The organism is Armatimonadota bacterium (assembly GCA_023511795.1).
Classification (GTDB): domain Bacteria; phylum Armatimonadota; class UBA5829; order DTJY01; family DTJY01; genus JAIMAU01.
In genome coordinates this window covers 291,099-313,637 of the sequence record JAIMAU010000003.1, presented here as the reverse complement: position 1 = coordinate 313,637, position 22,539 = coordinate 291,099, and the positions used below count along the sequence as shown (strand labels likewise).

Annotated in this window: 18 protein-coding genes; 7 read left to right on the top strand and 11 right to left on the bottom strand. The window is 50.2% G+C overall.

Annotated elements, in window-relative coordinates; genetic code table 11:
• Nucleotides 1-18: 18 nt before the first annotated feature.
• The 9 genes from K6T99_05610 to K6T99_05570 form a co-directional block, all read right to left on the bottom strand.
• Complete coding sequence (locus tag K6T99_05610) at nt 19-1,776, bottom strand: tetratricopeptide repeat protein (protein MCL6519288.1); 1,758 nt, start codon at nt 1,774-1,776, stop codon at nt 19-21.
• A gap of 52 nt (nt 1,777-1,828) precedes the next feature.
• Nucleotides 1,829-2,701: a carbohydrate ABC transporter permease gene (locus tag K6T99_05605; GenBank protein MCL6519287.1), complete on the bottom strand. Its 873-nt coding sequence runs from the start codon at nt 2,699-2,701 to the stop codon at nt 1,829-1,831.
• A gap of 28 nt (nt 2,702-2,729) precedes the next feature.
• A complete protein-coding gene (locus K6T99_05600; GenBank protein ID MCL6519286.1) occupies nt 2,730-3,668 on the bottom strand; it encodes a sugar ABC transporter permease in 939 nt (312 codons plus the stop codon).
• An 81-nt stretch (nt 3,669-3,749) separates the two neighbouring features.
• Nucleotides 3,750-5,048: a sugar ABC transporter substrate-binding protein gene (locus tag K6T99_05595; GenBank protein MCL6519285.1), complete on the bottom strand. Its 1,299-nt coding sequence runs from the start codon at nt 5,046-5,048 to the stop codon at nt 3,750-3,752.
• 5 nt (nt 5,049-5,053) lie between these two features.
• Nucleotides 5,054-5,869, bottom strand: a complete 816-nt coding sequence (locus tag K6T99_05590; GenBank protein MCL6519284.1) for an amidohydrolase family protein — start codon at nt 5,867-5,869, stop codon at nt 5,054-5,056.
• Entirely contained in the window at nt 5,860-7,896 is a 2,037-nt protein-coding gene (locus K6T99_05585; GenBank protein ID MCL6519283.1) for a hypothetical protein, read from the bottom strand. Before K6T99_05585 ends, K6T99_05590 begins: the two co-directional genes overlap by 10 nt.
• 45 nt (nt 7,897-7,941) lie before the next feature.
• Nucleotides 7,942-8,703 carry an amidohydrolase gene (locus K6T99_05580; GenBank protein ID MCL6519282.1) on the bottom strand — a complete coding sequence of 254 codons (762 nt, stop codon included), beginning with the start codon at nt 8,701-8,703 and terminating at the stop codon, nt 7,942-7,944.
• A gap of 100 nt (nt 8,704-8,803) precedes the next feature.
• Nucleotides 8,804-9,898: a right-handed parallel beta-helix repeat-containing protein gene (locus K6T99_05575; GenBank protein MCL6519281.1), complete on the bottom strand. Its 1,095-nt coding sequence runs from the start codon at nt 9,896-9,898 to the stop codon at nt 8,804-8,806.
• Entirely contained in the window at nt 9,895-11,127 is a 1,233-nt protein-coding gene (locus tag K6T99_05570; protein MCL6519280.1) for a DegT/DnrJ/EryC1/StrS family aminotransferase, read from the bottom strand. Before K6T99_05570 ends, K6T99_05575 begins: the two co-directional genes overlap by 4 nt.
• 244 nt (nt 11,128-11,371) lie before the next feature.
• Here K6T99_05570 and K6T99_05565 point away from each other — a divergent pair, with 244 nt between their 5' ends.
• The 4 genes from K6T99_05565 to K6T99_05550 all read left to right on the top strand — a co-directional run bounded on the left by K6T99_05565 (nt 11,372) and on the right by K6T99_05550 (nt 15,934).
• Nucleotides 11,372-12,379, top strand: coding sequence for a LacI family transcriptional regulator (locus K6T99_05565; protein ID MCL6519279.1), 1,008 nt, complete (start codon nt 11,372-11,374; stop codon nt 12,377-12,379).
• A 154-nt stretch (nt 12,380-12,533) separates the two neighbouring features.
• Nucleotides 12,534-12,740 (top strand): hypothetical protein, encoded by a 207-nt coding sequence (locus tag K6T99_05560; GenBank protein ID MCL6519278.1) that lies wholly within the window; start codon nt 12,534-12,536, stop codon nt 12,738-12,740.
• A 200-nt stretch (nt 12,741-12,940) separates the two neighbouring features.
• A complete protein-coding gene (locus K6T99_05555) occupies nt 12,941-14,758 on the top strand; it encodes a PQQ-binding-like beta-propeller repeat protein (GenBank protein MCL6519277.1) in 1,818 nt (605 codons plus the stop codon).
• Between the two features lie 288 nt (nt 14,759-15,046).
• Nucleotides 15,047-15,934, top strand: coding sequence for a CehA/McbA family metallohydrolase (locus K6T99_05550; protein ID MCL6519276.1), 888 nt, complete (start codon nt 15,047-15,049; stop codon nt 15,932-15,934).
• Between the two features lie 141 nt (nt 15,935-16,075).
• Here the strand turns inward: K6T99_05550 and K6T99_05545 are convergent, their stop codons facing one another.
• Together K6T99_05545 and K6T99_05540 are read right to left on the bottom strand one after the other, a co-directional pair.
• Nucleotides 16,076-17,500, bottom strand: a complete 1,425-nt coding sequence (locus K6T99_05545) for a trimethylamine methyltransferase family protein (GenBank protein MCL6519275.1) — start codon at nt 17,498-17,500, stop codon at nt 16,076-16,078.
• Between the two features lie 41 nt (nt 17,501-17,541).
• Nucleotides 17,542-18,852 carry a hypothetical protein gene (locus K6T99_05540; GenBank protein MCL6519274.1) on the bottom strand — a complete coding sequence of 437 codons (1,311 nt, stop codon included), beginning with the start codon at nt 18,850-18,852 and terminating at the stop codon, nt 17,542-17,544.
• Nucleotides 18,853-19,035: 183 nt separating this feature from the next.
• Between K6T99_05540 and K6T99_05535 the strand changes: the two genes are divergently transcribed.
• The 3 genes from K6T99_05535 (at nt 19,036) to K6T99_05525 (ending at nt 22,538) form a co-directional block, all read left to right on the top strand.
• Nucleotides 19,036-20,043, top strand: coding sequence for a DUF4380 domain-containing protein (locus K6T99_05535; GenBank protein ID MCL6519273.1), 1,008 nt, complete (start codon nt 19,036-19,038; stop codon nt 20,041-20,043).
• 47 nt (nt 20,044-20,090) lie between these two features.
• On the top strand, nt 20,091-20,918 hold the full coding sequence (locus K6T99_05530; GenBank protein MCL6519272.1) for a sugar phosphate isomerase/epimerase: 828 nt from the start codon (nt 20,091-20,093) through the stop codon (nt 20,916-20,918).
• A gap of 81 nt (nt 20,919-20,999) precedes the next feature.
• The gene (locus tag K6T99_05525) at nt 21,000-22,538 is read left to right on the top strand and encodes a sulfatase-like hydrolase/transferase (GenBank protein ID MCL6519271.1); all 1,539 of its coding nucleotides are present in this window, start codon (nt 21,000-21,002) and stop codon (nt 22,536-22,538) included.
• Nucleotide 22,539 lies beyond the last annotated feature (1 nt).

The window sequence follows — 22,539 nt, the reverse complement described above, 5'->3', positions numbered from 1 at the left end:
CCTTCCCCCATGGTAGTTTTAATGATTGATACCTAATTTTTCTCTAACTTGCTCTACAAATTTTGCGTCGCCTTGGAAGCCTAGGCTGCGGGCAATGCTAATCTCGCGCCACGCCCCAGCATAGTCTCCTTTTGCGAATAGCGCGGTCGAAAGGTTGTAGTGTATAACAGGGTTGTTCGGCGTGAGCTCAATGGCGGCGTAATAGTGTTCGACTGCCTCATCCACCTTGCCGAGCTTCATCAAGGCGTTTGCCAGGTTATTGTGTGCCTTGGCGTCATCTGGTCTCATTTCCAAAATCTGCCGGTAGCCCTCAATTGCATCTTCAATGCGGCCAGTCGAACCTAGGGCGTTTGCCATATTCCCTTGCGCCTCAATTGATTCTGGGTGGATGCGAAGCGCCGCCGCATAGTGCTTTATCGCCTCACCAATCTTTTTCTGGTCTGCCAGCGCGAGACCCAGGTTGTTGTGTGCGACATCGCTCTCCACCACGGCGAGAGAGCGGCGGAAAAGGGTGAAGCTGTTCTTCCAATATCCGAGCTGGGTGTATGTGCATGCGGCGAAAACTGCTATGGTAGCGAACGCCAAGAATGGGAGAATGCTTGCTGGCGTTTTTGAAAGGAGGTCCCGGCTTTTCCCATTTGCCGCTTCTGGTTTGCTTTCTCTACTCGCACATCCTGCCAGTTCGGGCATTCCCCAGGCTAATATTATGAAGATTCCGATAAGTGGAATGTATGTATATCTGTCAGCCATTGCCTGCGCGCCGACTTGAACTAAGCCTATGACGGGTATAAGCGTTCCGATATACCAAAACCAACCTGCCATTAGGTAGGGCCGCCCATGCTTTGAAAGGCGGTAGACGAAAAACGATGCGCTGGCTAGGATTACCGCCGCCGCGAGAACCTTCCACTCCGGCAGGGTATCCTTGGGGTGCGGATAGAAAATAGCTAGGTTCCTAGGCCAGATGGTTTTCCAAAGGTATGTTGCATATGATACTGCGGCATTGGCGGTACGAATCCCAGGAGGAAGCACTTCCAGCGACCCAAGCGACCTGCCTCTCGCTTGGGCAAGGCAGGTAACAACGCTGGATGCAAGGGAAAGGGCGAAAAGCGGCGTCTTTTCCCAGATGAGCTTCCAATAAGAACCCCTGCTTTTCCTTTTTCTTTCGGCCGATATCTTGCTCTTTTGGTTGGTGGTGAATGGGTGAGTAATTCTGCACAGAGGCCAGAAGTCGAGGAGAAGTAGCACGAAAGGAAGAGTTACGAGCATGGGCTTTGCCATTAAGCCTGCGGCAAACAATATTACAACAAGCATATATCTGCTGGCGCTTGGATGCCGAGCATACCAAACGTATGCCAGCATGGTAAGCATCCAAAACATCGTGCTGAGGACGTCTTTTCTCTCGGCTACCCATGCGACAGATTCAATATGGAGTGGGTGGGTGGCGAACAGTGCCGCTACAAAACCGCTCTTCCACGGCGACCTCGTCATCCAATTAAAGGCTAGGAACAGCAGGAGGACGTTCAGCAGGTGGAGCACCATGTTGGTTAGGTGGTGCCCCATTGGCTTGAATCCGAAGAGTTGAATGTCCAATATGTGTGAGACCCAAGTCAGTGGATGCCAGTTGGCGGCATAGAATGAAGTAAGTGCCCAGCGGATGCTCTGCCACGTGCCTGTTCTCAGATAATCGTTGCGGGTAACGTATTTGTCGTCGTCATAGTTGATGAAGTCGTGGCTGAGCATCTGCCAATAGACGGGTAGGGTAATGGCTGTCAGCATAAGAATAATTGCTAAACTTGTACCCCAGGGCTTCTTAATAGTGCCTCACCACCTATCCCTTCAACCCCGACATCACAATGCCCCTCACGAAGTACTTCTGCGCCGAGAAGAATATTATCAGCACCGGCAGTAGGACCGCTACCGAAGCGGCCATCATCAGGTGGTACTCAGTCCCATGAAGGGTTTTGAATGATGCCAGTCCGAGCGCGAGCGTCTTATTCTCCATAGATTGGATGTAAATCAGCGGCCCCATGAAGTCGTTCCAGTGGCTCATGAAGCTGAATACCGCTACTGTTGCGAGCGCTGGCTTGGAGAGTGGAATTGCTACGTTCCAGTAGACTCCGAAAGGACTGCATCCGTCAATTTTTGCGGCGTCCTCCAGCTCTGTTGGGATAGTTAGGAAAAATTGCCTGAGCAGGAAGATAAAGAATGCGCCGCCGCCGAAGAATGCCGGTACAATGAGCGGCTTAAGTGTGTCAATCCACCGCAGATACGTAAATAAAATAAATGTTGGTATCTGCGTAACCTGAGCTGGAAGCATCATCGTTGAAAGCACAAGGATAAAAATCGCATCGCGCCCTGGAAACCTCATGCGCGAGAAGCCGAATGCAACAAGGGATGCGCTTAGCACTTGCCCGATTATGCAGGAGATGGTGATGATGAGCGTATTTTTTAGGAATAAGTGGAATGGCAGAACCGTCAGTGCGTCCTTGTAGTTTTTCCAGACGACAGGGTTGGGTATCCACGACCGATTTTTTACGATGACCTTTGAAGCTTCGGTAAGCGAGGTTGAAAGCATCCAGAAGAAAGGTATGAGAAAGACGCACGACAGCCCAATTAAGACTGCGTAAGTTAGCGCAATCTTCGCATTTCTCCATGCGCGAACTTTCGGGTTGCCAATTCGTTTATTTGAAGCTACAGCCATTGGTTGTTCTCGCCACTCTGCCTTTCTGCTACTGATAATGCACCCATCTTCTGGAAAGACGGAATTGGATTAGCGTAAGCGTAAGTATGATAATAAACAAGAGCCACGCCATCGCCGAAGCATATCCCATTCGGAAGTACATGAACGCGTTTTGGAAGAGATAGAGCACATAGAACAGAGTTGCATTCATCGGGCCGCCGCCAGTCATTATAAATGCGGCTCCAAAGACCTGGAATGCGCCAATAATGCTCATTATTAGGTTGAAAAAGATGGTCGGGCTGAGCATTGGGATGGTAACATAGCGGAACTTTTGGACGGTGTTTGCTCCATCAATCGTTGCCGCTTCATAAAGTTCCTCAGGAATCCCTTGCAGTCCTGCTAGATAGATGAGCATTCCGCCCCCAACGCCCCAAAGCGACATTATTATGAGCGCTGGCATTGCCCAGTGGGGGTCTGCCAGCCACTTTGGGGGATTCGCCACCAGCGGCACCAATTTCCAGTTTATCCCATTTGAAAAGTCAAGCCACCATACCTGATGCCTCAGCGCACGATTCAATAAGCCAAGCTCTGGGTTGAAAATCCAGCTCCACAATAGGTAGGTTGCGACGCCCGCGGTGACCGACGGCACGTAGAAAAGTGTGCGGAAGAGCCTCATGCCTTTTAGCTTTTGGTTAAGCAGAAGTGCCGTGCCGAGTGCGCCGCACATGCCTAGTGGAATTGCAAATGCCGCATAGTAGATTGTGTTAAACAGCGACTTTCGAATCAGTGGGTCGCTAGCCATCTTCGCATAGTTCGCAAAGCCGACAAACTTAGGCGGCGTAAGAATATCCCATTTGCAGAAGCTGAGCGCAAGCGATGCAATCACTGGGCCCAGGGCGAATACAAGAAAGCCAATCACCCATGGAAGGATAAACAAAAAGCCTTGAAAAGCCTCTATTCTTTGCCTCTTAGTCATGCGTTGCTTCATGATTTGACCATAATAGATAGTTGAACTAAAGAATTGCAAGCATTTTGCTTGCTGTCTTAATTTTTCGCAGTGATAGCCCTTCTACCATACTTCACCGCTGACAGCGGCATTTACCTCTGCGGCGAACTCCTTGCATACCTTTTCAACTGGTTCGAAGCCGAGGAATGCCGCTTCGAATTTTGTCATCGCTTGGTTGAACTCGGTGAACTGCGGTGGGAAAGGAGCCTGCCGCCCATATTCAATCGCATCGAGGAAAATCTTGTCGTTCGGCGGCGAGATTGGCGACTTTAATACCATATCGGACATTGCTACCTTTTTAAAGGCTGGGAATGCGTTTCCTGCCTTTACATTTAGGACTGCTCCCTCATAGCCCGATAGAAACTTCAGGAACTCCCATGCTTCTTTTGGATGTTTTGTCGTCTTGAGAATGCAGTTGCCGCCCCATATGAACGTTGTTGCGCGGCATGCTGGTCCCTTTGGCATATGGGCTATATCCCACCTGAAAGGCACCCCTTTGCTGAATATTTTGTAGGCATATCGGCTGTCGGCAATCATCGCCGCACGTTCGGCAATGAACATCTCTTCGAAGCTTTGGCCAAGGGTTTGCGTAGACGTTGGGGCGACGTGCTCTTTGATTGAAAGGTTTACATAGAACTCCATGCCTTTAATTGACTTGGGATCGTCCATTAGACATTTTTTCATGTCGGTAGTGAGAATGTCGCCGCCTGCCATCCAGACCCAGGCTGGCCACCGGTTGTAGGAATTGATGTTCACGAAGCCAAATTGGTCGATTGTGCCGTCGCCGTTGGTATCGCGAGTCAGCTTCTTTGCGGCCCACAGGAACTTATTCCAATCCCAGGTCTCGTCGGGATAGGAGACGCCGTATTTGTCGAACATATCCTTGTTGTATACGAGGGCGATGGTGGAAAAGTCGCTCGGCAAGCCGAGAAGCTTGCCTTTGAAGCGCATGCCGTCTAATACTCGCTCGAAGTAGTCATTTAAATCAAATGTCGGGTCCTTTTTAATTAAAGGGTTGAGGTCCAGCAGAATGTCTTTTACCGCATAGAATGGAAAGTTTTGCTGAGTAACGTGAATTATGTCAGGCGGAATCTTCCCAGCAATTAGCGTAAGCAGTTTTGCATCATATCCCGTATCGCCGAGGCTTGAGTTGAGGCGAATCTTGATATTTGGGTGGGTGCGCTCGAACTCGGGAATTAGGTATTTCTCATACAGCTCAAGGAATTCGGGAGTTGCGTAGTTGTACCATTCTATTACTACTTTGCCATTCTCGTACTCAACCCGTTCCTTGGGCTTCATCACCCAGTGAACCGCGGGAATTGCAATGATTATGATTGCAAGATATGTGAACGTCCTTTTCATTCCACTCAGATTCCGAAGATTCTAGCGGCGTTTAATCCTAGTATCTTTTGCTTGTCTTCCTCCGAGATTTTCGCAAAAGCAACACGCCCGATTTGCGGCCTGGCGTCGAGAAAGGGAATGTCGGTGCCGAAAAGCACTCGTTCAGCGCCGATTTGCTTTACCATTCGCTCGAGCGTGCCGTACACTATAACCGACCCTGTAAGTTCGAGGTTGATGTTTGGGTATTTGAGTGCCGCTTGAATTGACTGGTTTGCACCCTCTGAGCCGAAACCCGAATGCCCTAGGATAATGCTGACATTTGGATACATTTCCGCAAGCTTCTCAAACGTTTTAACAGGGTTTCGCCCGCCAGTCGAGGTATGGGAAAGGAGTGGAAGTCGGCGCTCATTTGCCCACTCCCACACTGGGCGGTATTTCTCATCGTCAACATTGCACTGGTGTACGTCTGGGTGAATCTTAACGCCGACCATACCTGCTGAGATGCATCTTTCCAGCTCGGCGACTAACTCGGCTTCGGGGTAGTTTGGATTCACGGTGGCATAGCCGTAAATTCGTTTTGGAAACTTAGCCATCGCACTAAGCACTTCATCATTCCCATATCGGAAGTCGGGACCAATTGCCGAATGATGAGCGACGATGCACGACCTAATTCCTAAACGGTCCATCATTTCAATCATTCCGGCGGCATCGCCTTTTGGGATATTGAAGTTGTGCCAGCGCCCCATATGGCAGTGAGCGTCTATTACTAGCAGGTCGTTTAGAGGTATGCCGCGGCGTACTTTATCCATCAGGCCGCCCTTAGTTTCTTTGTTCATCTCCATTTGTATATTTCTCCATTCACCTTTTTTGCCGCCGCAATCATCTCAGGGTAGGGCGTGTCGGTTACGTCTACCAGACCTATATTGTAGTTCTCTCCGTCGTAGACTCTGCCTGTAAGCGGCTCATCAACATACTGAAACCAATGACAGCCGACGAACGCTGGGCATTCGATGACGCTTCGCACATATTTTACGAAGCTTTCAGCCCTCTCGCGCTGATTCGCTGTCGGCACGAGCCCTTGGTGGAACATTCCTCGGTCCAATGCGCCAAAGTGGAACTCGCCGATGAGAATAGGCTTCCCAAGGTCGTTCTCGCCAGTCCAATCTGCGCAGTTTATTCCGCGGGTGTAGATGTTGAAGCTGACTACATCCGCAACATCTGCGGCGGCTCGGACTGCCTGCGGATGACTCCATGCGAACCGACAGCCTAGATAGAGATGATGCGGCGCATATTTCTTGAGCACACCCTTGATTATTTCAAAGTAGCGGTGCGAGAATGCATACACCCACTCGTTTAAATCATTTTGACAAGCGGCGTTTGGCGAATCAGGGACTCTTAGCGCATCCCAGCTGGCGGCTTTTGTTTCCCAGGCAGCATTTAAAGCTTCCAAAGTTTTGTACTTTTCTTTGAGCCTTTTAATCATCTCAACTCGGCAGGGTTGGTCTGGCGGGCTGGCAAGCGTTCCTTTCTCAATGGCATCCCATGCCAGCTCATTGTCAACGAAAAAGCCTATGCAGAACCTATCTGCCGTATGCTTCTTCGCTACAGGTGCGATTGAGTTTTCAGCCGCAGCAGCATACTCTGCGTCGAACACATCCGGCATCTTGGCCCAATACCCGCCGCCGCCTTCAATTCGTCGGAACTTCCCTGTCACATGGGCGCAGGCAACGTATGGCAGACAGCCGCTTGTCATGACGTCTTCCTGCGACCAATTGCCAATGGTGTTGAATCCCCATGCCTTCAATCGGGCGCAAGCTGTTTCTCGAAACTTCCGTTCCCATTCGCTTCCATATTTGCGGATTAGGTTAGCACGGTAGAAGTTGACGGTTTTCCCCTTGCCGCCAATTACGTCTGCCATAGAGTGTGCTCCGCTGGAGTATCCAACCGCTGGCTTGAACTTCTCATCTTCTCCAGGGAGCCACTCGAACCATTCTTCGCGCTTTTCGGTGAAAGTGCTGTCGCCAGTTCGCACGCAGTCCACGCCTATGGAGAAGAATAAATTGCCATCTGGGTCAACCAGCCACCATTTGCCTCCCACTTTTTGGGTTCTAAACCAGCCGGTCGCTTCTTGCTTTGGGCCATTTGCCCAGCCGCCGAATCTGTCGCGGTCTTGCCACTTGGATTCTCTCAGCGACTTCTCCTCCATCTCACGGCGTTCGGCGAGCTCTCGTTCGCTTTTTAGCTTTCCTGGCCAGGTTTCGTGCTTGTATTGGCCAAACTTGTCCACAAAGGGAAGAGAAATTGTATCTGCAATTAGGCGCATATTTGCAATCAAGAGAGTATACTCTTGATTGGGATGTGAAAGGAAGACCTGGAATCCGACAATCTTTGAGAGGTCGATGGGAGTACCCGATGCCGGCGGACCAGTAGCTGGCACTCCTCGCATCCCCCAGAATCGCTCGGGCTTGTTTGAGCGAAATGCCATCGAAAGCGTAGTCCACTTCCCCGGCAGAGCGGTCGCGTACCCGGTATTGCAGTGGTTCCACCCGTCAGCGCCTTCATTGTCAACGCGAACGCTGAACTGAATCGCTTGCTTTTGTGGATTGAAGACGTCCACGGCAATACCTGAATAGGCTGACCAGTCCCAGGTGCCTTCCTTGGGCTTGAAAAAGATATTTGGCCACTCTACCTTGCCGAATTTAACCCTAAGTGCGGGTCTGCCGTCCTTAATTTCAGCCTCCGCTTTGACGCTGTTTAATACTGCGTTTTCCGGAATGGATTTTCCATCCAGCGGAATAATTATTTTCTCGGCGCTGGCTGCACTTCCCTGAAGGACTAGCAGAGCTATTATGCTCATGGTCATCAGCATTTTTAGCCTCTCTAAATCTTTTTTTGGCTGAATAGTGATTTACACCTAATACCCTACATTCTGCAATAAGTTGCAGAGATTCTTTCCTGCAATCATTGCTTTCTCTTCGTCGGAGATGTCGGCATAAGCGATTTGGGCAATTGAAGGACCTGCTTCCGTAAATGGAAGACCGGTGCCGAAGAGAAGGCGGTAGGCTCCAAACCGCCTGCACACCTCCTCAATCCCGAAGTTCACCTGGTATGTTGCGGTTTCAATGCGCAAGCCTTCGTATTTCTCAAACAGTGGATAAATATATCGGTCAATTCGGTAGGAAGTCCTAAGAAGAATAAGGTTAATCTTCGGATAATCCCTGAGTATTTGGGCGACGTCCTCCCAACTCGTTTGGTCCATGTCGAGAAATAAGGGAATATTATTTGCCTCAATCATTTCTAGGAGCTCGCCGGAACACCACTTCGATAGGCGGAATTGGTGGAGCACAGGGAACGCACGCAAGGCGCGGACGCCTTTTTTTCTCATTTGCGCCAGGAGCTCGTCCGGGGGAGGCATCTCGCCGGTGTGGTGCGGCATCACGACCCAGCAGGGGTGGAGCGGCTTCCCTTTTATCTCTTGAATCAGCATCTCATTTCCGACGGATGGCGCATATTCTTTTGCCATGGAGTGGTAAACGAGTGCCTCCGAGATGCCGATGTATTCCATTTCTTTCGTCAGTTCATCCGCAGTAGTTAATGCTTCGGGATGGCGGACGCTGTACCTTCCGATTTGCGCATTGCAGTCGAAAAAGTTTATATCCGGTTGTTGATTAACCATTTCCCTCCTCCAAATAGTGGCAGGACTTCAGTGCTGAAAACTCACTCTCCGGTAGAACAAGTACCCAGGAGAGGACAGATAGGATGGCGTGATATTGAATTCACTTCTGCGTGTCAAGGATATTATCTTTCACAATGTGGCCAACTTTTCTATCATACACAATTGGAGTTTCCACACAGTGGCGGATTATGTTGTCCTTAACAATCCAATTTCTGCACCCCTGGCCGAGAACCAAGCCGGATTTCATTTTGGTTGAATTGCTGTCCCAGCTGAATATTTGATTTGAGCAGAACGTTGTATCAACCGCCTTGTATGCGACGACCGCCGAAAATTTCCCCGAATTGGTCTCGGAATTTGTATGTATGGTATTTCCAAGAAAAATGTTTAGCTGGCTCCACTCATCGCTTTTCGGATCGCCAATTACGATGCCGCTTTCCAAACTCTGCTCCAGCCGGTTGTTTTCAATCCTATTAAAATGGCTCCCTATTATCCTCAAGGCAACTTGATTGCCCCAGTGATAATTTTTTGTGTAGGTTCCTGCGGATGAATGGTCGAGATATGCACCTGTTCGAGGAACCCTATTAGGTTGCATTCCAAACTGATTGCCGGTGATGTAAAAATCATTATTGTAGCGGCTGTAAAGCTGATGGCCTAGGTTGCCTACCAGCCAGCAGTTGCTCACCGTATTCGAGGAAAATGGAGCTTTGGGATTTCCCTCAAAGCGAATTCCGCTTTCGGCAAAGTTCATGATGCGGCAGTAGTCAATGTAAGCGATTCCAGACCATTCGCCATCCTTAAATACTATGCCCGACCCAGTCTTTGCATTTGAATCTCCTGTGATTGCAAGATTGCGCACTGAGCAGTTCCAAAGGCTGCCTTGGAATACTAGGGCATCGCCATCGCCTTTTCGCTTGATTACGGTATTCCAGCCGCTGCCGGCTAAGCACACGTCGCTTCTCCTAATTACAATCGGCTCGGTGATTGTATAAGTGCCTGGCTCGAGTATGATTGTACCTCCTTTTTCGTTCGCCTCAGCAACGGATTTTAAAAGCGCCTCGACGCTCGATACCTGCGCATAAACCGGCTTTGCATGCGAATTATCGGCGGATGCCTTTGCCTTCGGTGCGCACATAATGATTAGAATGACTGCCGCTAAAGGGCACAGTTTCATTGTCTTAATCGGACAGCCTTTCAACTAATCAACTCCCCGATGTTGTCTTTGATTTTCCGTATTGCGCCTACTATATCGTCCATGTCTTGCTTCGTTCCAAGGAGCATGTTTTGGGTGAGCCATACGGCTTCGTTGGCGCAGGCATTCTCGGCAATTGGACAGCAGACCTTCGAATAGTCCATCTCCCGCCCGTAGAAAGCGCATCCGACGGGACAGCCGTTTGGCTCGACATAGAAAAGTTGCTCTTTGTAGAGCGGCACGTAGCCCGCACTGCAAGGTATTCCTTCGGCGTTTAGTGCCTCCAAAAACTTCGCCCGCGGAACGCCTCCGAAGCCTGCGGAATCATAGCGGAAAATATAGAGATGATAAGCGTGAGCCGTAACCCTTTGGTTTCGTTTTAGCGGTCGAATGCCCTCAATCTTTGATAGCTCTGAGTCGAGATAGAGAGCGTTTTCCTCGCGGATTTTCATCTGCTTTTCGAGCCGCTCCATTTGCGAAAGTAGGATTGCCCCCTGAAACTCCGTCATGCGCATGTTCCAGCCTAGGATGCGATGCTCATACCACTTCCCTTCCGGCACGCGTCCACAGTTGTGAAGCGACCATGCCGCAGAGTACACCACGGGGTCATTTGTAATTACTATGCCGCCTTCACCTGCCGTCAGATTCTTGCTTGCTTGGAAGCTGAACGTTCCAGCGTCGCCAATGGCTCCGACTCTCCGCCCTTTCCACGCCGCGCCATGAGCCTGGGCGGCGTCCTCGACAACCTTAAGGCCATGTTTTCTCGCGACCGCCATTATGCCGTCCATGTCTGCTGGCCCGCCGCCAATGTGAACCGCAATTATAGCCTTTGTTTTTTCTGTTATCGCCGGTTCAATCTTATTGGGGTCGAGATTGTAGGTGTCAGGGTCAATGTCAGCAAATACGGGTATCGCGTTTACTTGAAGCGCCGCGCTTGCGGAGGCAATGAACGTGTACGGCGGCACGATAACTTCGTCCCCTGGCTTAACTCCAACTGCTCTGAGTGCAACCTCCAGCGCCGCCGTGCCGTTGGTAACGCATACCCCATATTTGGCATCGTGGAACGCCGCAAATTTCTTCTCAAACTCGGCGACCTTGCTTCCAGTGAGACAGCCCCAGTGTCCACTTCGGACTACCTCCGCAACTGCGTTGACATCACTTTCATCAAAAACTGGCCAGCTCGGCCACCCTTTAGTCCGAACTTTGGCTCCACCATTTATAGCAAGCTTTCCCATATTATCGCTCCTTTTGCGAATCTCGAAGTATCAAAATATTTTTGATGCCGTGTAAAGTTTCAACATAGGTGGTCTATTTCCCTTCGCAAAAGAAGTAGCTAATTCCTGCTGGGGATGGTGTGGACAGCGGTATAATTGCCTTCGCTTGACAAACCTCAGCAAAAAGAGTAGTATGCCACTAATAGTCTAATTTCATTCGAAGGGTTTTTAAAGATTCTCCTCGAAGGAGAAGAGGTGATCTTCCGTGCTGCCAACTATCAAGGATGTTGCAAAGTTCGCTGGGGTGTCTACCGCCACCGTATCTCGCGTGCTCAACGGTGCGGATTCCGTTTCGGAGGAAACGAGAATTCGCGTCGAGCGTGCCATTGCCGATCTTGGATATCGCTATAATGCCCTTGCGCGCGGCTTAAAGAAGCGGCGGACAGGACTCCTTGGCCACATCGTTCCCAGTATTGCAGGACCAGTAAGCCCCGCTCTTGCTAGGGCAGTAGAGGACCAAGCTCAAAAGTTTGGATATAATGTCATCCTCTGCAACTCGTACGACAGCATAGAGAAGGAGCGGGCATATATAGATATCCTTCTCGAACGACGAGCCGATGGTATAGTAATGTCGTCGCCAATACTGCCAGAGCACATAACTTTTCTTCGAGAACGCGGGGTGCCTCTTGCGATTATCGAAAGAAGAATGGAGACCACCGGTTTCTATTATGTTGAGCCCGACAATCTCAAAGGCGCCCGAGGTGCCGTCGAATATCTCATCAAGCTGGGACACAGGCGCATTGCTATGATAACTGGGCCAATGCACACGCTAATCTCGCGAATGAGGGTGAAGGGCTATGCAGATGCTCTTGGGGATGCAGGCATTCCAGTAGACCCTGATTTAAAAGCCGAGGGCGACTACACTAGGGCATCTGGCTTCCAGGCTATGCAGAAGTTTCTCGAAATGAAGTCCAGACCAACGGCTGTTTTTGCCGCAAACGACGCAATGGCAATTGGAGCAATGCAAGCCGCACGTCAGGCTGGCCTCAGAATACCGGAGGATATCTCGTTTATCGGCTTTGACGATACTTACGCCGAATTGACTATTCCTCAGCTCACCAGCGTTCACCAGCCGCTTTATGAGATTGGCGTCCTTGCGGCTAAGCTGGTCGTAGCTCAAATCCAAGGGAACGCGGACCAATTCCGAATGGAAAATATCCTTCCATGCTACTTGAAAGAGCGCGAATCTTGTGCCCCAGCTCCGGAGAGTTAAAGCGCTGTAGAGCTGATGTAGTAACCATTGAGGATAGCCTATTTCCCAAGGAGACCCAATCGTTTTCCCAGTTGGATGAGCCACTTCGAGTTCCCCTTTCAATGAGAAAAGTGGTATAATAAATAAAACAAACTTTATTCACGGAGGTCTGTTTATGACCAATACGGAATACGAAGGCACGGGTGCCGAACCGCAGGAGACCCACTTCACGTCGACAAGCTACAGCAGTAAAATTCGATGCGGTGCTTGCGGCTCACCTGTGCGAAATGTTCCGACAATGTACGAACACATGAATATTGATTGGCGCTGTGCAAAGTGCCTCCGAAAGGACAAGCCAGTCCTAGAAGACCAGATTCCCTAGTGCAGAATCAACAAAATAGGTTTCTTAGGAAAGCCGGGTTAATCCCGGCTTTCTTTTTTGGGAAAATGGAACAAGCCATCGCTTTAACTACGTCAGTGAAATTGTATGATAGCTTGCCGTCGATAGACCCACTGGTGGTTGACGCTAAGCACCGTATGCGTTATACTTCTTTCGGACTGTTTTTTTGAAGGAGGATGACGATGCCCAGAAGGCTAATCGTCTGCGTTATAACCTTATTTGCTCTTTTATCCATGGCTGTAGCCTTTGCACAGGATAACTCACCACCGCCGCTCCCGCCACTTCCCCCTGAACAAGGCGTTGGGGCTGATGAGGCACTGCCGCCCATGCCGCCGCCTCCTCCGCCACCCGTGCCCAAGCAGAAGCCCCCTGCCGATGAAGCAAAAGAGGTTTTGCCAAAGCCTCCGGCCGAAAATGGCAACAATGGTTTGCCTGGTTCAACCGATGTGCAAACAGAAAATCTTGCGCCATCTTTCCCAAGCTCTGGTGCGAAGTGGCCAATGTTCAAAGGTAACGCGGCGCATACAGGATATACCGAAGAACAGCTTACATTCCCGCTCAAGCTCGCCTGGCGCCATGTAACGGAGAGGTTTCTTGAAAATCCGTCTTCGCCTGCAATTGCCGACGGAGTTGCCTATTTCTGTTCGAATGGAAGAATATACGCTGTAAATGTGGAAACCGGTTCGCTCAAATGGAGATATCCTGAGGAGAGCCTAACCGCCAGCATAAAGACATCTCCGCTGATAGGTGATGATTTAGTCTACTTCGCCGCTGGGGATGGAAATCTTTATGCCATTGACAAAGAAACCGGCACTCTGAAGTGGACGTTCCGCACAAAAGGAGGCATTGTTTCATCTCCCGTTCTTGTTGATGGTGTTATCTACATTGGGGCAACTGACAACAACCTTTATGCTTTGGATGCGGCTACCGGCGCACTGAAATGGCCAGGTGGCTTTCGTACGGGCGATGATGTTCTATGCTCGCCAGCAGTGGCAGAAGGGTTGGTTTATTTTGTATCAAATGACATGGTTCTGTACGCCGCTTATACTGCCAGCGGCAAGCTCAAATGGTCGGTTAGGATAGGCAGTGCAACCAGAAATTCAACGCCTGTCGTAGCCGAAAACACTGTATATGTTGGCGGCGGTGTAATCCTCCATGCTTTCCAGGCGCAAAGCGGACGCTTGAGGTGGGCGGTCAACCTCCCCACAGATATTTCGACAGTTCCTGCATTTGCAAACGGAACCATTTATGTTGGATGCAGGGACGGCAAAGTCTACGCGCTCACGTCGGCTGGCAAATTTAAATGGAGTGCTCCTCCCGACCTAGGTGCCCCCATTTATGGGTCTCCTATAGTGGCTGGAAACACCGTGATAGTTGGCGGGAGGAAAGGCGTTTTGGCGGCGATTGACGGAACCACGGGCGAAATCAAGTGGAAGTACATTTTGGGACCAACCATCTCGGAAGCCGGCTCGCTTATACAGGTGAATATAACCGCGGCGCCGGCCGTTTGCGATGGAACACTCTATGTCGTGGGGGATGATGGGTCTCTCAACGCATTCCGCGCTGACGCCCCTGACAGCACACCGCCGGTGGTCGAAGCCGTGAAACCTTCGCGAGACAGCGTTCTGCCCGGAATGCCGCCCGTGGAGTTTGCCGCTCTCGTTACCGACCCTGGTAGCGGGATAAACCCAAAGAGCATTTCAATGTTGCTTGATGGAGAAGCTGTTGATTATAAGTTTGCGGCAGAGCGAGGCATAATTTGGTATAAAACAGTTAGACAGCAGCCAATCACTCCTCTTAAAGATGGCCGCCATATTGTTACTCTTTCGCTTGAAGACTGGAGTGGAAACAAGACTACCGAGCAGTGGAGCTTCTTTGTAGACAACAGACTGCGTTTGGCTCCCAAGCCAAAGCCAAGTGGCACGGAGACTAGCGGAACGGGCGAAGGCCCGCCGCCAGGGGCCGCTCCCGGGGAAGGCCCGCCCCCAGGATATCGCTAGATTTTTACTGCTCAAGGATTTAGAGCGGGCAGTGCTTTTTGCGCACTGCCCGATTTTATTTGCATCCAAACATTGGCAGTCAGAAGGCGCCTGCACTGCTTGGCAGAGATTGGCAATGCGTGCAATAATGGATAGCGAGAAAGTGCCGAGGTTAGCAAGTAAATATAACCTTGCATTCATGATGACATGCCGCCTGGGAAGATATGCTCAAGCATATTCTAGGAGGCTGTCCTAATGAGGAGTTTTGATTACTTAACAAGGTATATGAAATTGTTGTGAGGTAGTACCGTGAGTGCAACATCGCCATTTGTAAATCCTTTCGAAAGCAGTGGAAATTGGTATAAAGCCAACTTGCACACCCACACAACCACGTCGGACGGGGGGTTTAGCGTGCAGGAGCGCATCCAACAGTACCACGAGAAAGGGTACTCCATCCTTGCTATCACCGACCACGACCGAACGAACGATGTCTCAGCTCTTTCGACGGATGAGTTTCTCGTTATCTCTGGAACGGAGACACATCCGAATTGTCCAGGTGCTGACCCGTATCACTTCGTTTTCTTAAACGTTCCATATGGTTTTGATTGCTTAAATGAACCTAATCCAAATGCTCGGATAAAAATGGCGCGCGAGGCGGGCGGAGAGGCGATTATCTGCCATCCATATTGGTGCGGCCACAATATAAACCACCTAATGAAGATTAGCGGGGCAATCGCCTTGGAGGTCTATAATGCTACATGCACAAAAATCGGCAAAGGGTTCAGCTCTGTTCAGTGGGATGACTTGCTCGACGCCGGGATTATCCTTCCTGCAGTAGCTGTTGACGATGCACACCGAGGCAGGGACATCTTTATGGGCTGGACGTGGTTCAAGGCTGAGAATCTTACTGCCGAGGCTGTTATGGAAGCACTTCGTACAGGATGCTTCTATTCCTCATGCGGTCCTATCATAGAAGATGCTCGGGTTTGCGATGGAAAGGTGATTGTAAAGTGCTCGCCAGCCTCCGAGGTACATTTCATTGCCCAGAGGTCACACGGCTTAAGCATCTACAGCGACGGCGAGGGGCCAATTACCAACGCAGAAATTCCTTTGCGCGATAGCTGGCGGTATCTTCGCGTAGAAATCGTTGATTTTCAGGGAAATCGCGCATGGACCAATCCACTTGTTGTTAGGTAGTAAACTTGAAGAAGCCATAGCGATTTATCATTTTGCTTGCCGCAGGTAGCGCGTTTTCGCGGCTATACCATACAAAGCTGTAGCGGTGGCGAAATGGAAATATTTTAATTATCCGGTTTGCCCAACGAATAGGCCATCCCCTCAGGCTTTCAGACTTCTGGCTTCCAGCAGTATCTCCTCAAATATTTGCTCAAGCTTGGGTGGCAGTGGCTCAGGCGTGTGGGTGCTGAGTATTTCCTCTTTTAGATGGCGGCACTTTTCTTCCGTGCTGAGTGCACCACTTTCGAGCCATGCTTGGTAGTAATTTCGGTCAAGCAAGCGAGGGAACCAAAGCTCGCGTCGGAAATGTTCCACAGTGTGTGGGCGGTCTATAAATATTCCCCCGGGTCCAACTTCTTCTATTTCTTTCAGCCCAAGCGCATCGTCCGAAAAATCAATTTCTCGCATTATGCTTTCTACATAAGAGATAATTTCGTCTTGCAGGACAAGAATGTCCAGCGATGATGCCTGGTCCACCCCTGAGATTCCCATGTGGCCAAAAATATCCGCTCCTGCGGCGGCTCCCAAAGCCAATGTGATTCCAACCTCTAGCCCTGCTTGGGCATCTGCGCGTTTCGAATCTGTTAGGCCGACGTTAATGTATACCGGCAAGCCGTAGTGCTTCCCTATTTGTGTCATTGCCACCCCGAAAATTGCTTGTTCCGGACCCGAGAAAATAAGCTGTGTTGTTCTCATGTCGAATGCATGACAAATGCCTCCATAGCATACTGGCGTTCCGGGCTTAATAAGTTGTGTTATGCAGATGCCTGCCAGTATCTCAGCATTTTCCTGCGCCAATGTCCCCGCTACTGTCGCCGGTGCCGAAAGACCCATTTGAGCCATCGGCCCGACTGGCACGGGAAGGTTGAGCCTTGCGGTCTCGAACAGAATGTCCACCCCGTTGAATGGGAAGCGCAGAGGGCTGATTGGCTCAAGAAAAGGATAGCAGACAGGGAATTCTGCCGCCTTTTTTTCATCGCCGCGCAGGGCAATCATCATCTCAATAATATATTTTGCGGAAAGCCGATCATGGAACCAGAAGTGAATCGGCTTGGTTGTGTTTCGAAGCATGGTTGCCATGACTTCCACGCACCGATATTCGGACGGAATCTCTCGGGGGTCTGCCATTGCGCCTACAATGTTGATATTATCCAGGGCATCGGCGAAGCGCGAGGCGGTTCCAACATCGGCTAGCGTTGCAGGCCGTCGGCTTTCGCCGAGATTGTCAACCCACAATGCTTCGCCGGCGATAGAATTGTAATTCCGTTTTCCAACACCAAACGCCGCTTCTTTGGAAACGTCGCGTCCGTAGATGGCAAACTTCTTCCCCGCCTGTTCCAGCGATTTTGCAACAAGTTCGTTAGGGATGTAGACGCGTTTGTTGCAGAAGTCAACCGACGCACCTGAGTCTGCGAAGCGCCGAAGCATTTCATCATGGGGTAAATGGATTCCGACCCGCTCAAGGATAATAAGCGAAACGTCATGTATTCGTTTTATTTGGTCGTCTGTAAGTACTTTTGCAAACATATATTAAACCCGCTTTTAAACCGCAGCCGAAACATCACCAATTAGTGTTCGAACCCCCAGAGCTCCTGCGGGAGATACTCCTTTTGAGCGGCTAGAAGCTCATCAGCCAATTTCTCAGCCATCTCAAGTGATTTGACCGAGCCATCAAGGACAAGCGCTTGGACGAATTTAGTTCTGCTTCCCTCTAGGGCGGCTTCGACAATTGTTTCTACCCACATCAGCCTAGTGGCAAGAGTTCCAGCCAATGCGGAGGGAAGAGGCTTCTGGGGGATTGGTTTTAAGCCTGATGCATCTGCAACTGCCGGCGATTCTATGACTGATTCCGGTGGCAGGTTTGGCACTTGTCCTCTGTTTGGCAGATTAGCAGAATAAACTCGCCCAGCATTTGTTTTGATGCTGTCAATGATTTCGATTACCTGCTCATGCTCGCCACCTATTTTCAGGAAGTATTCTTCCCTAAGTGGCTTCGACGACAGCGCATCTTCCTTCATTTCTTCAAATATCCTATCGCCCCAGGCGATTGTCTCCTCGAAGCTAAATGCATCTACCCCCAGTTTCTTGCCATAGTAGCTTCCATCCGAGAAAAACTGGGTGAAAAACTCGCATACATGCCTATCTAACACGGCTGGGAATGCGCCAAACAACTTAAGCAAATGCCAGCTGAATGGGTCGCCGTCTTCGATTTTTCTAACGGCTGCTATTTCCCGAAGCCTAGGCATCGCATCCTTTCCGTCAACCTGGACTTCGGTGAACCAAGTCAAATGGTTCATCCCCACCGCTGTGTAGCTCAAGCGCGAGATTTGGACGCCGAGCATATTTGCTAGGTAATGGGCGACTCCATTTACGCCGTGGCACAGCCCAACAACTTCAGCGTCGGTTGCCTTCCTCACGCCTCGACATACTGGCGCCATTGGGTTGCCATAATTAAAGAATAGAGCGTTTGGTGCAAGGTCGAGCACGTCTTTGGCGATTTCAACCATCGCTGGAATCATTCGCAGGGCGCGCGAACTTCCGCCAGGCATAACGCTGTCGCCCACCGGCTGGTAAATTCCATACTTTCTGGGAATGAAAACGTCCTTTTCCCATGCCCGCCGCCCGCCAACGCCTATAGTGCAGATGATGGCAGTTGCACCAGGTAACATGTCGCGTCGGTCAGTCGAAGCGCTGAGTTTGATTGGTGCTCTTCGAGCTTCAATCATTTTGCGAGCCAAACCTTCAGCCACTGCCAGAGCTTCGGGATTAATATCAACAAGCCCCAGCTGGATTTCATTCCCCCGATTGATTAGGTCTGCGATGAGTCCTCTTGTAAACATGGCGCTGCCAGCACCAATGAGAACAATTTTTTCTCCCACTTTTATCCTCACATTTTTTGGTTCTTATGAATCGGCATTTGCCTGCAGGGTGTCTGCTTTCTTATGCATTCTAGTCAAGCGCTCTCTCCTGGGTCAAGAGAAAGTTATTTGCAATTTATGAGCATATTAAAAGGATAACGCTTTTTCACCGATGAATTGTTCATTAAAGGAGCGCTATGGCATATGGAGAAAAAAATGCGAATTGGCGGCATGATTTTCCTGCTTGCGGCGGCAGCCATTCTAGCGAATACAAATATCTCGGAGGGCGGAAAGGTGAAGATTGACAAGATTGCATACTTCAATCAACCAAATTGCTATCGGCTTTCCAATGGCACGGTAGAGGTCATCGCCACTAGCGACATCGGCCCTCGGGTCATTGCTTATCGGTTCATTGGCGGCGAAAATATCTTGGCTGAGCTTGGACAAGGGGCGGTCGTGAAAACCGACCTCGGCGATTGGCATCCGTGGGGTGGCCATCGGCTGTGGCATGCACCAGAATCAATACCAAGGAGCTATGTTCCCGACAATGCGCCAATTGAGGTAGAAAAGGTTGGTTCAAATGCTATCCGACTGATACAGCCTGTTGAAGCACCCACCGGCATCCGTAAAGAGATTTTGCTAAAGCTGGCAGATGAGGGAACTAAGGTTACATTGATTCATAAACTTACAAACGAAGGTATCTGGCCTGTCGAATTGGCTCCATGGGCACTGAGTATTGTGGCGGGCGGGGGGACAACAATTATTCCTCAAGAGCCATTTATTCCCCATGAAAAGGAACTTCTCCCAGCTCGCCCTATGGTGCTTTGGCATTATACCGACTTGAGCGATTCCAGGTGGAGGTTCCTAAAGAAATACATCTGCCTGCGGACCGACGAGAACCTGCGATACCCGCAGAAGATTGGCGTATTGAACAAGCAGGGCTGGGCTGCATATCTCCGCAAGGAATTGCTTTTCGTTAAGAAGTTTCCTTTTGTGGAAGGCGCAACATACCCAGACATGGGTTGCAACTGCGAGACTTATACCGACGGCACGTTCATGGAAGTCGAGACATTAGGCCCAATGGTCAGACTTAACCCCGGGGCTAGCACAGAGCATATAGAGGAGTGGTTCCTTTTCGACGGCATAAAAGCAGAGCTTACAGATGCTTCGCTTGATGAGGTTCTCAAGCCAATAGTTGAAAAATGTAAATAGAGCGCATCAAGCGTTGTGTTTTCTATTTAGATGGTAGGAAACGTCCCATGAAATATTATCTTTTTGCAAAATTCTTCCAGCATCTCTCCATAGATGAGTTAATGGCTCACTGCGCAGAGGCTGGCGTCGATGGACCGACTGCCGTAATTCGTGAGGGGTATTGGCTCGAGCCTGAGTCATACGCAGAGGCGCTTCCGGGATACGTGCAGGCGGCTGAGAAAGCTGGATTAGAGGTAAAGTTTGCGGATACTAGCTTCCCAATGGGCGAGTTGGCGAGAGATAATACGCCTCTGAAGGTTCTTGCAGATAATGGCATAGAGGCCGTCAGGCTAGGTTATATTGCAAAGAATGATGCGGGACACATGCGCGACTTGGCCAACCTTGCCCGCTATCTTGCCGAGGGAGTTGCGCATGCCGCAGAGGATGCCGGCATAAAGGCTGTTATCCAGCTTCACGGCAACTGCTATCCCCACAATTCCACTGCCGCTTGGCCCATGGTTAAAGGGCTTGACCCTAAGTATATTGGCATAATGATTGACCCCGGCAACAACCTGCACCAAGAAGGTTTTGAGCGCTGGGACTATCAAATTCAGCTGCTGGGGGAGTATATCGCCGCCGTGGGTGCCAAGGATGCAGTGAGGGTACGCTCAGGGCAACCCGATTCTCCTACCAAAGGTTGGGTAAGCGAGTTTGTGCCGGCATTCGAAGGCCAAGCAAATTGGGAGCAGATTTGTGCCGAGCTCCACAACATCGGCTTTTCAGGCCCAATGATATTGATGCCGTTCTACGATACTGACAATTTTCCACTCATGTACAAGAAATTCAAGCAGGAGGTCGAGTATCTTAGAAACATCGAAAAAGCAGTCGGAAAGTAATCAAATGCATTGAGGATATTTCTCAGAGCTGGCCGCCTCGAATAATCGTTGCCAGCAGCATGAATGGCGGAGAGACAAGCCATGGAGCAAAACAATGCGATGACTAGAAGGAATTTTATTAAGGCGGCAGGCGTCATGGCTGCCGGACTAGCGCTTGGAAGTTCTGAAGCATACTCGGAGGAAGTCATGAAGAAAAAAAGACCAAACATACTTTGGATTTGCACCGACCAACAGCGATACGACACGATTGCCGTCCTTGGGAATCCTTATATACGCACACCAAATTTGGACAAATTGGTTTCAGAAGGCGTCGCCTTCACGCATGCCTTCGCCCAAAATCCTGTCTGCACCCCCAGTAGGGCTTCTTTTCTTACTGGGCGCTATCCTCGCACTACTGGCGCCAGGCAGAATGGCCAGGCAATTCCGCCGCATGAGGTGCTTATCACCAAAATGCTAGCCGATGCAGGCTATGACTGCGGCCTATCGGGCAAGTTGCACCTTGCTCCTTGCCATAAGCAAGTTGAAAAGCGGATTGACGACGGCTATAGGGTATTCAATTGGAGCCACGACCCTCACCCTCACTGGGGAAAGGACAACCAGTACACAGCTTGGCTTGAGTCCAAGGGCTATAAATGGAATGACATTTATCGTCCTCCAAAAGGCAAGCACGCCTTTGCAGGAGTGCCAGCAGAATTGCACCAGACCAAGTGGTGTGCTGATAGGGCGATTGATTTTATTACCGAGAAGCGTCAGGGTCCTTGGCTGATGAGTGTAAATATCTTTGCCCCTCACCACCCATTCGACCCACCAAAAGAGTATCTTGACCGCTACGACCCCGACAAGCTTCCAGACCCAGCATATAAGCCAGGAGAACTCCACAACAAGCCAATATTCCAGCAGGTAGACCACGACGGCGCATACGGGGGAATGCTGCTGGGATTCAGCAAAATGACTCGCAGAGAGCGGAGAGAGGTAACTGCCGCATATTACGCAATGATTGAGCAGATAGACGACAACGTCGGCCGCATGCTGAGAGTGCTGGAGGAAACCGGCCAAAGAGAAAACACGATAGTTATCTTCATGAGCGACCACGGCGAGCTTTTGGGCGACCATGGTATGTACCTCAAAGGACCCCATATGTACGATTGTTCGCTGAGGGTGCCGCTTATTATTTCTTGGCCAGGACACTTCGTAGCTGGGCTCAAGAGTGATGCGCTGGTCGAACTTGTAGATATCGTGCCTACGATACTTGACGCCGTTGGGATGGAGATTCCAGTTCGCGTTCAAGGCAAGTCGTTCTACGGCATCTGTACCGGAGATGCAGACCCACATAAGCACAAAGATTATATCTACGCAGAGTATTACATTGGTCAGCCTTTCCATGACAGCTTGAAGGAAAAACCCCTGCTGACTACTGTGCGAACTCGCAAGCATAAGCTGACTTCTTATGCGGGCTTAAAAATAGGCGAGTTGTATGACCTGGAGGCTGATCCTGGCGAACATGATAATCTGTGGGATAGCCCTGAGCACACCGCTCTCAAGATGGAAATGCTTAAACTTTGTTTCGACGCTAGTGTGCTTACTCAAGACCCAATTCCTTTGCGCACGGCACCTTGGTAAG

Coding starts and splice junctions, on each gene's coding strand:
- K6T99_05595 (MCL6519285.1), bottom strand. CDS start 5,048: ATGAAAAGGACGTTCACATATCTTGCAATCATAATCATTGCAATTCCC.
- K6T99_05570 (MCL6519280.1), bottom strand. CDS start 11,127: ATGGGAAAGCTTGCTATAAATGGTGGAGCCAAAGTTCGGACTAAAGGG.
- K6T99_05605 (MCL6519287.1), bottom strand. CDS start 2,701: ATGGCTGTAGCTTCAAATAAACGAATTGGCAACCCGAAAGTTCGCGCA.
- K6T99_05610 (MCL6519288.1), bottom strand. CDS start 1,776: ATGCTGACAGCCATTACCCTACCCGTCTATTGGCAGATGCTCAGCCAC.
- K6T99_05555 (MCL6519277.1), top strand. CDS start 12,941: ATGCCCAGAAGGCTAATCGTCTGCGTTATAACCTTATTTGCTCTTTTA.
- K6T99_05580 (MCL6519282.1), bottom strand. CDS start 8,703: ATGGTTAATCAACAACCGGATATAAACTTTTTCGACTGCAATGCGCAA.
- K6T99_05530 (MCL6519272.1), top strand. CDS start 20,091: ATGAAATATTATCTTTTTGCAAAATTCTTCCAGCATCTCTCCATAGAT.
- K6T99_05560 (MCL6519278.1), top strand. CDS start 12,534: ATGACCAATACGGAATACGAAGGCACGGGTGCCGAACCGCAGGAGACC.
- K6T99_05545 (MCL6519275.1), bottom strand. CDS start 17,500: ATGTTTGCAAAAGTACTTACAGACGACCAAATAAAACGAATACATGAC.
- K6T99_05600 (MCL6519286.1), bottom strand. CDS start 3,668: ATGAAGCAACGCATGACTAAGAGGCAAAGAATAGAGGCTTTTCAAGGC.
- K6T99_05525 (MCL6519271.1), top strand. CDS start 21,000: ATGGAGCAAAACAATGCGATGACTAGAAGGAATTTTATTAAGGCGGCA.
- K6T99_05585 (MCL6519283.1), bottom strand. CDS start 7,896: ATGCTGATGACCATGAGCATAATAGCTCTGCTAGTCCTTCAGGGAAGT.
- K6T99_05535 (MCL6519273.1), top strand. CDS start 19,036: ATGGAGAAAAAAATGCGAATTGGCGGCATGATTTTCCTGCTTGCGGCG.
- K6T99_05590 (MCL6519284.1), bottom strand. CDS start 5,869: ATGGAGATGAACAAAGAAACTAAGGGCGGCCTGATGGATAAAGTACGC.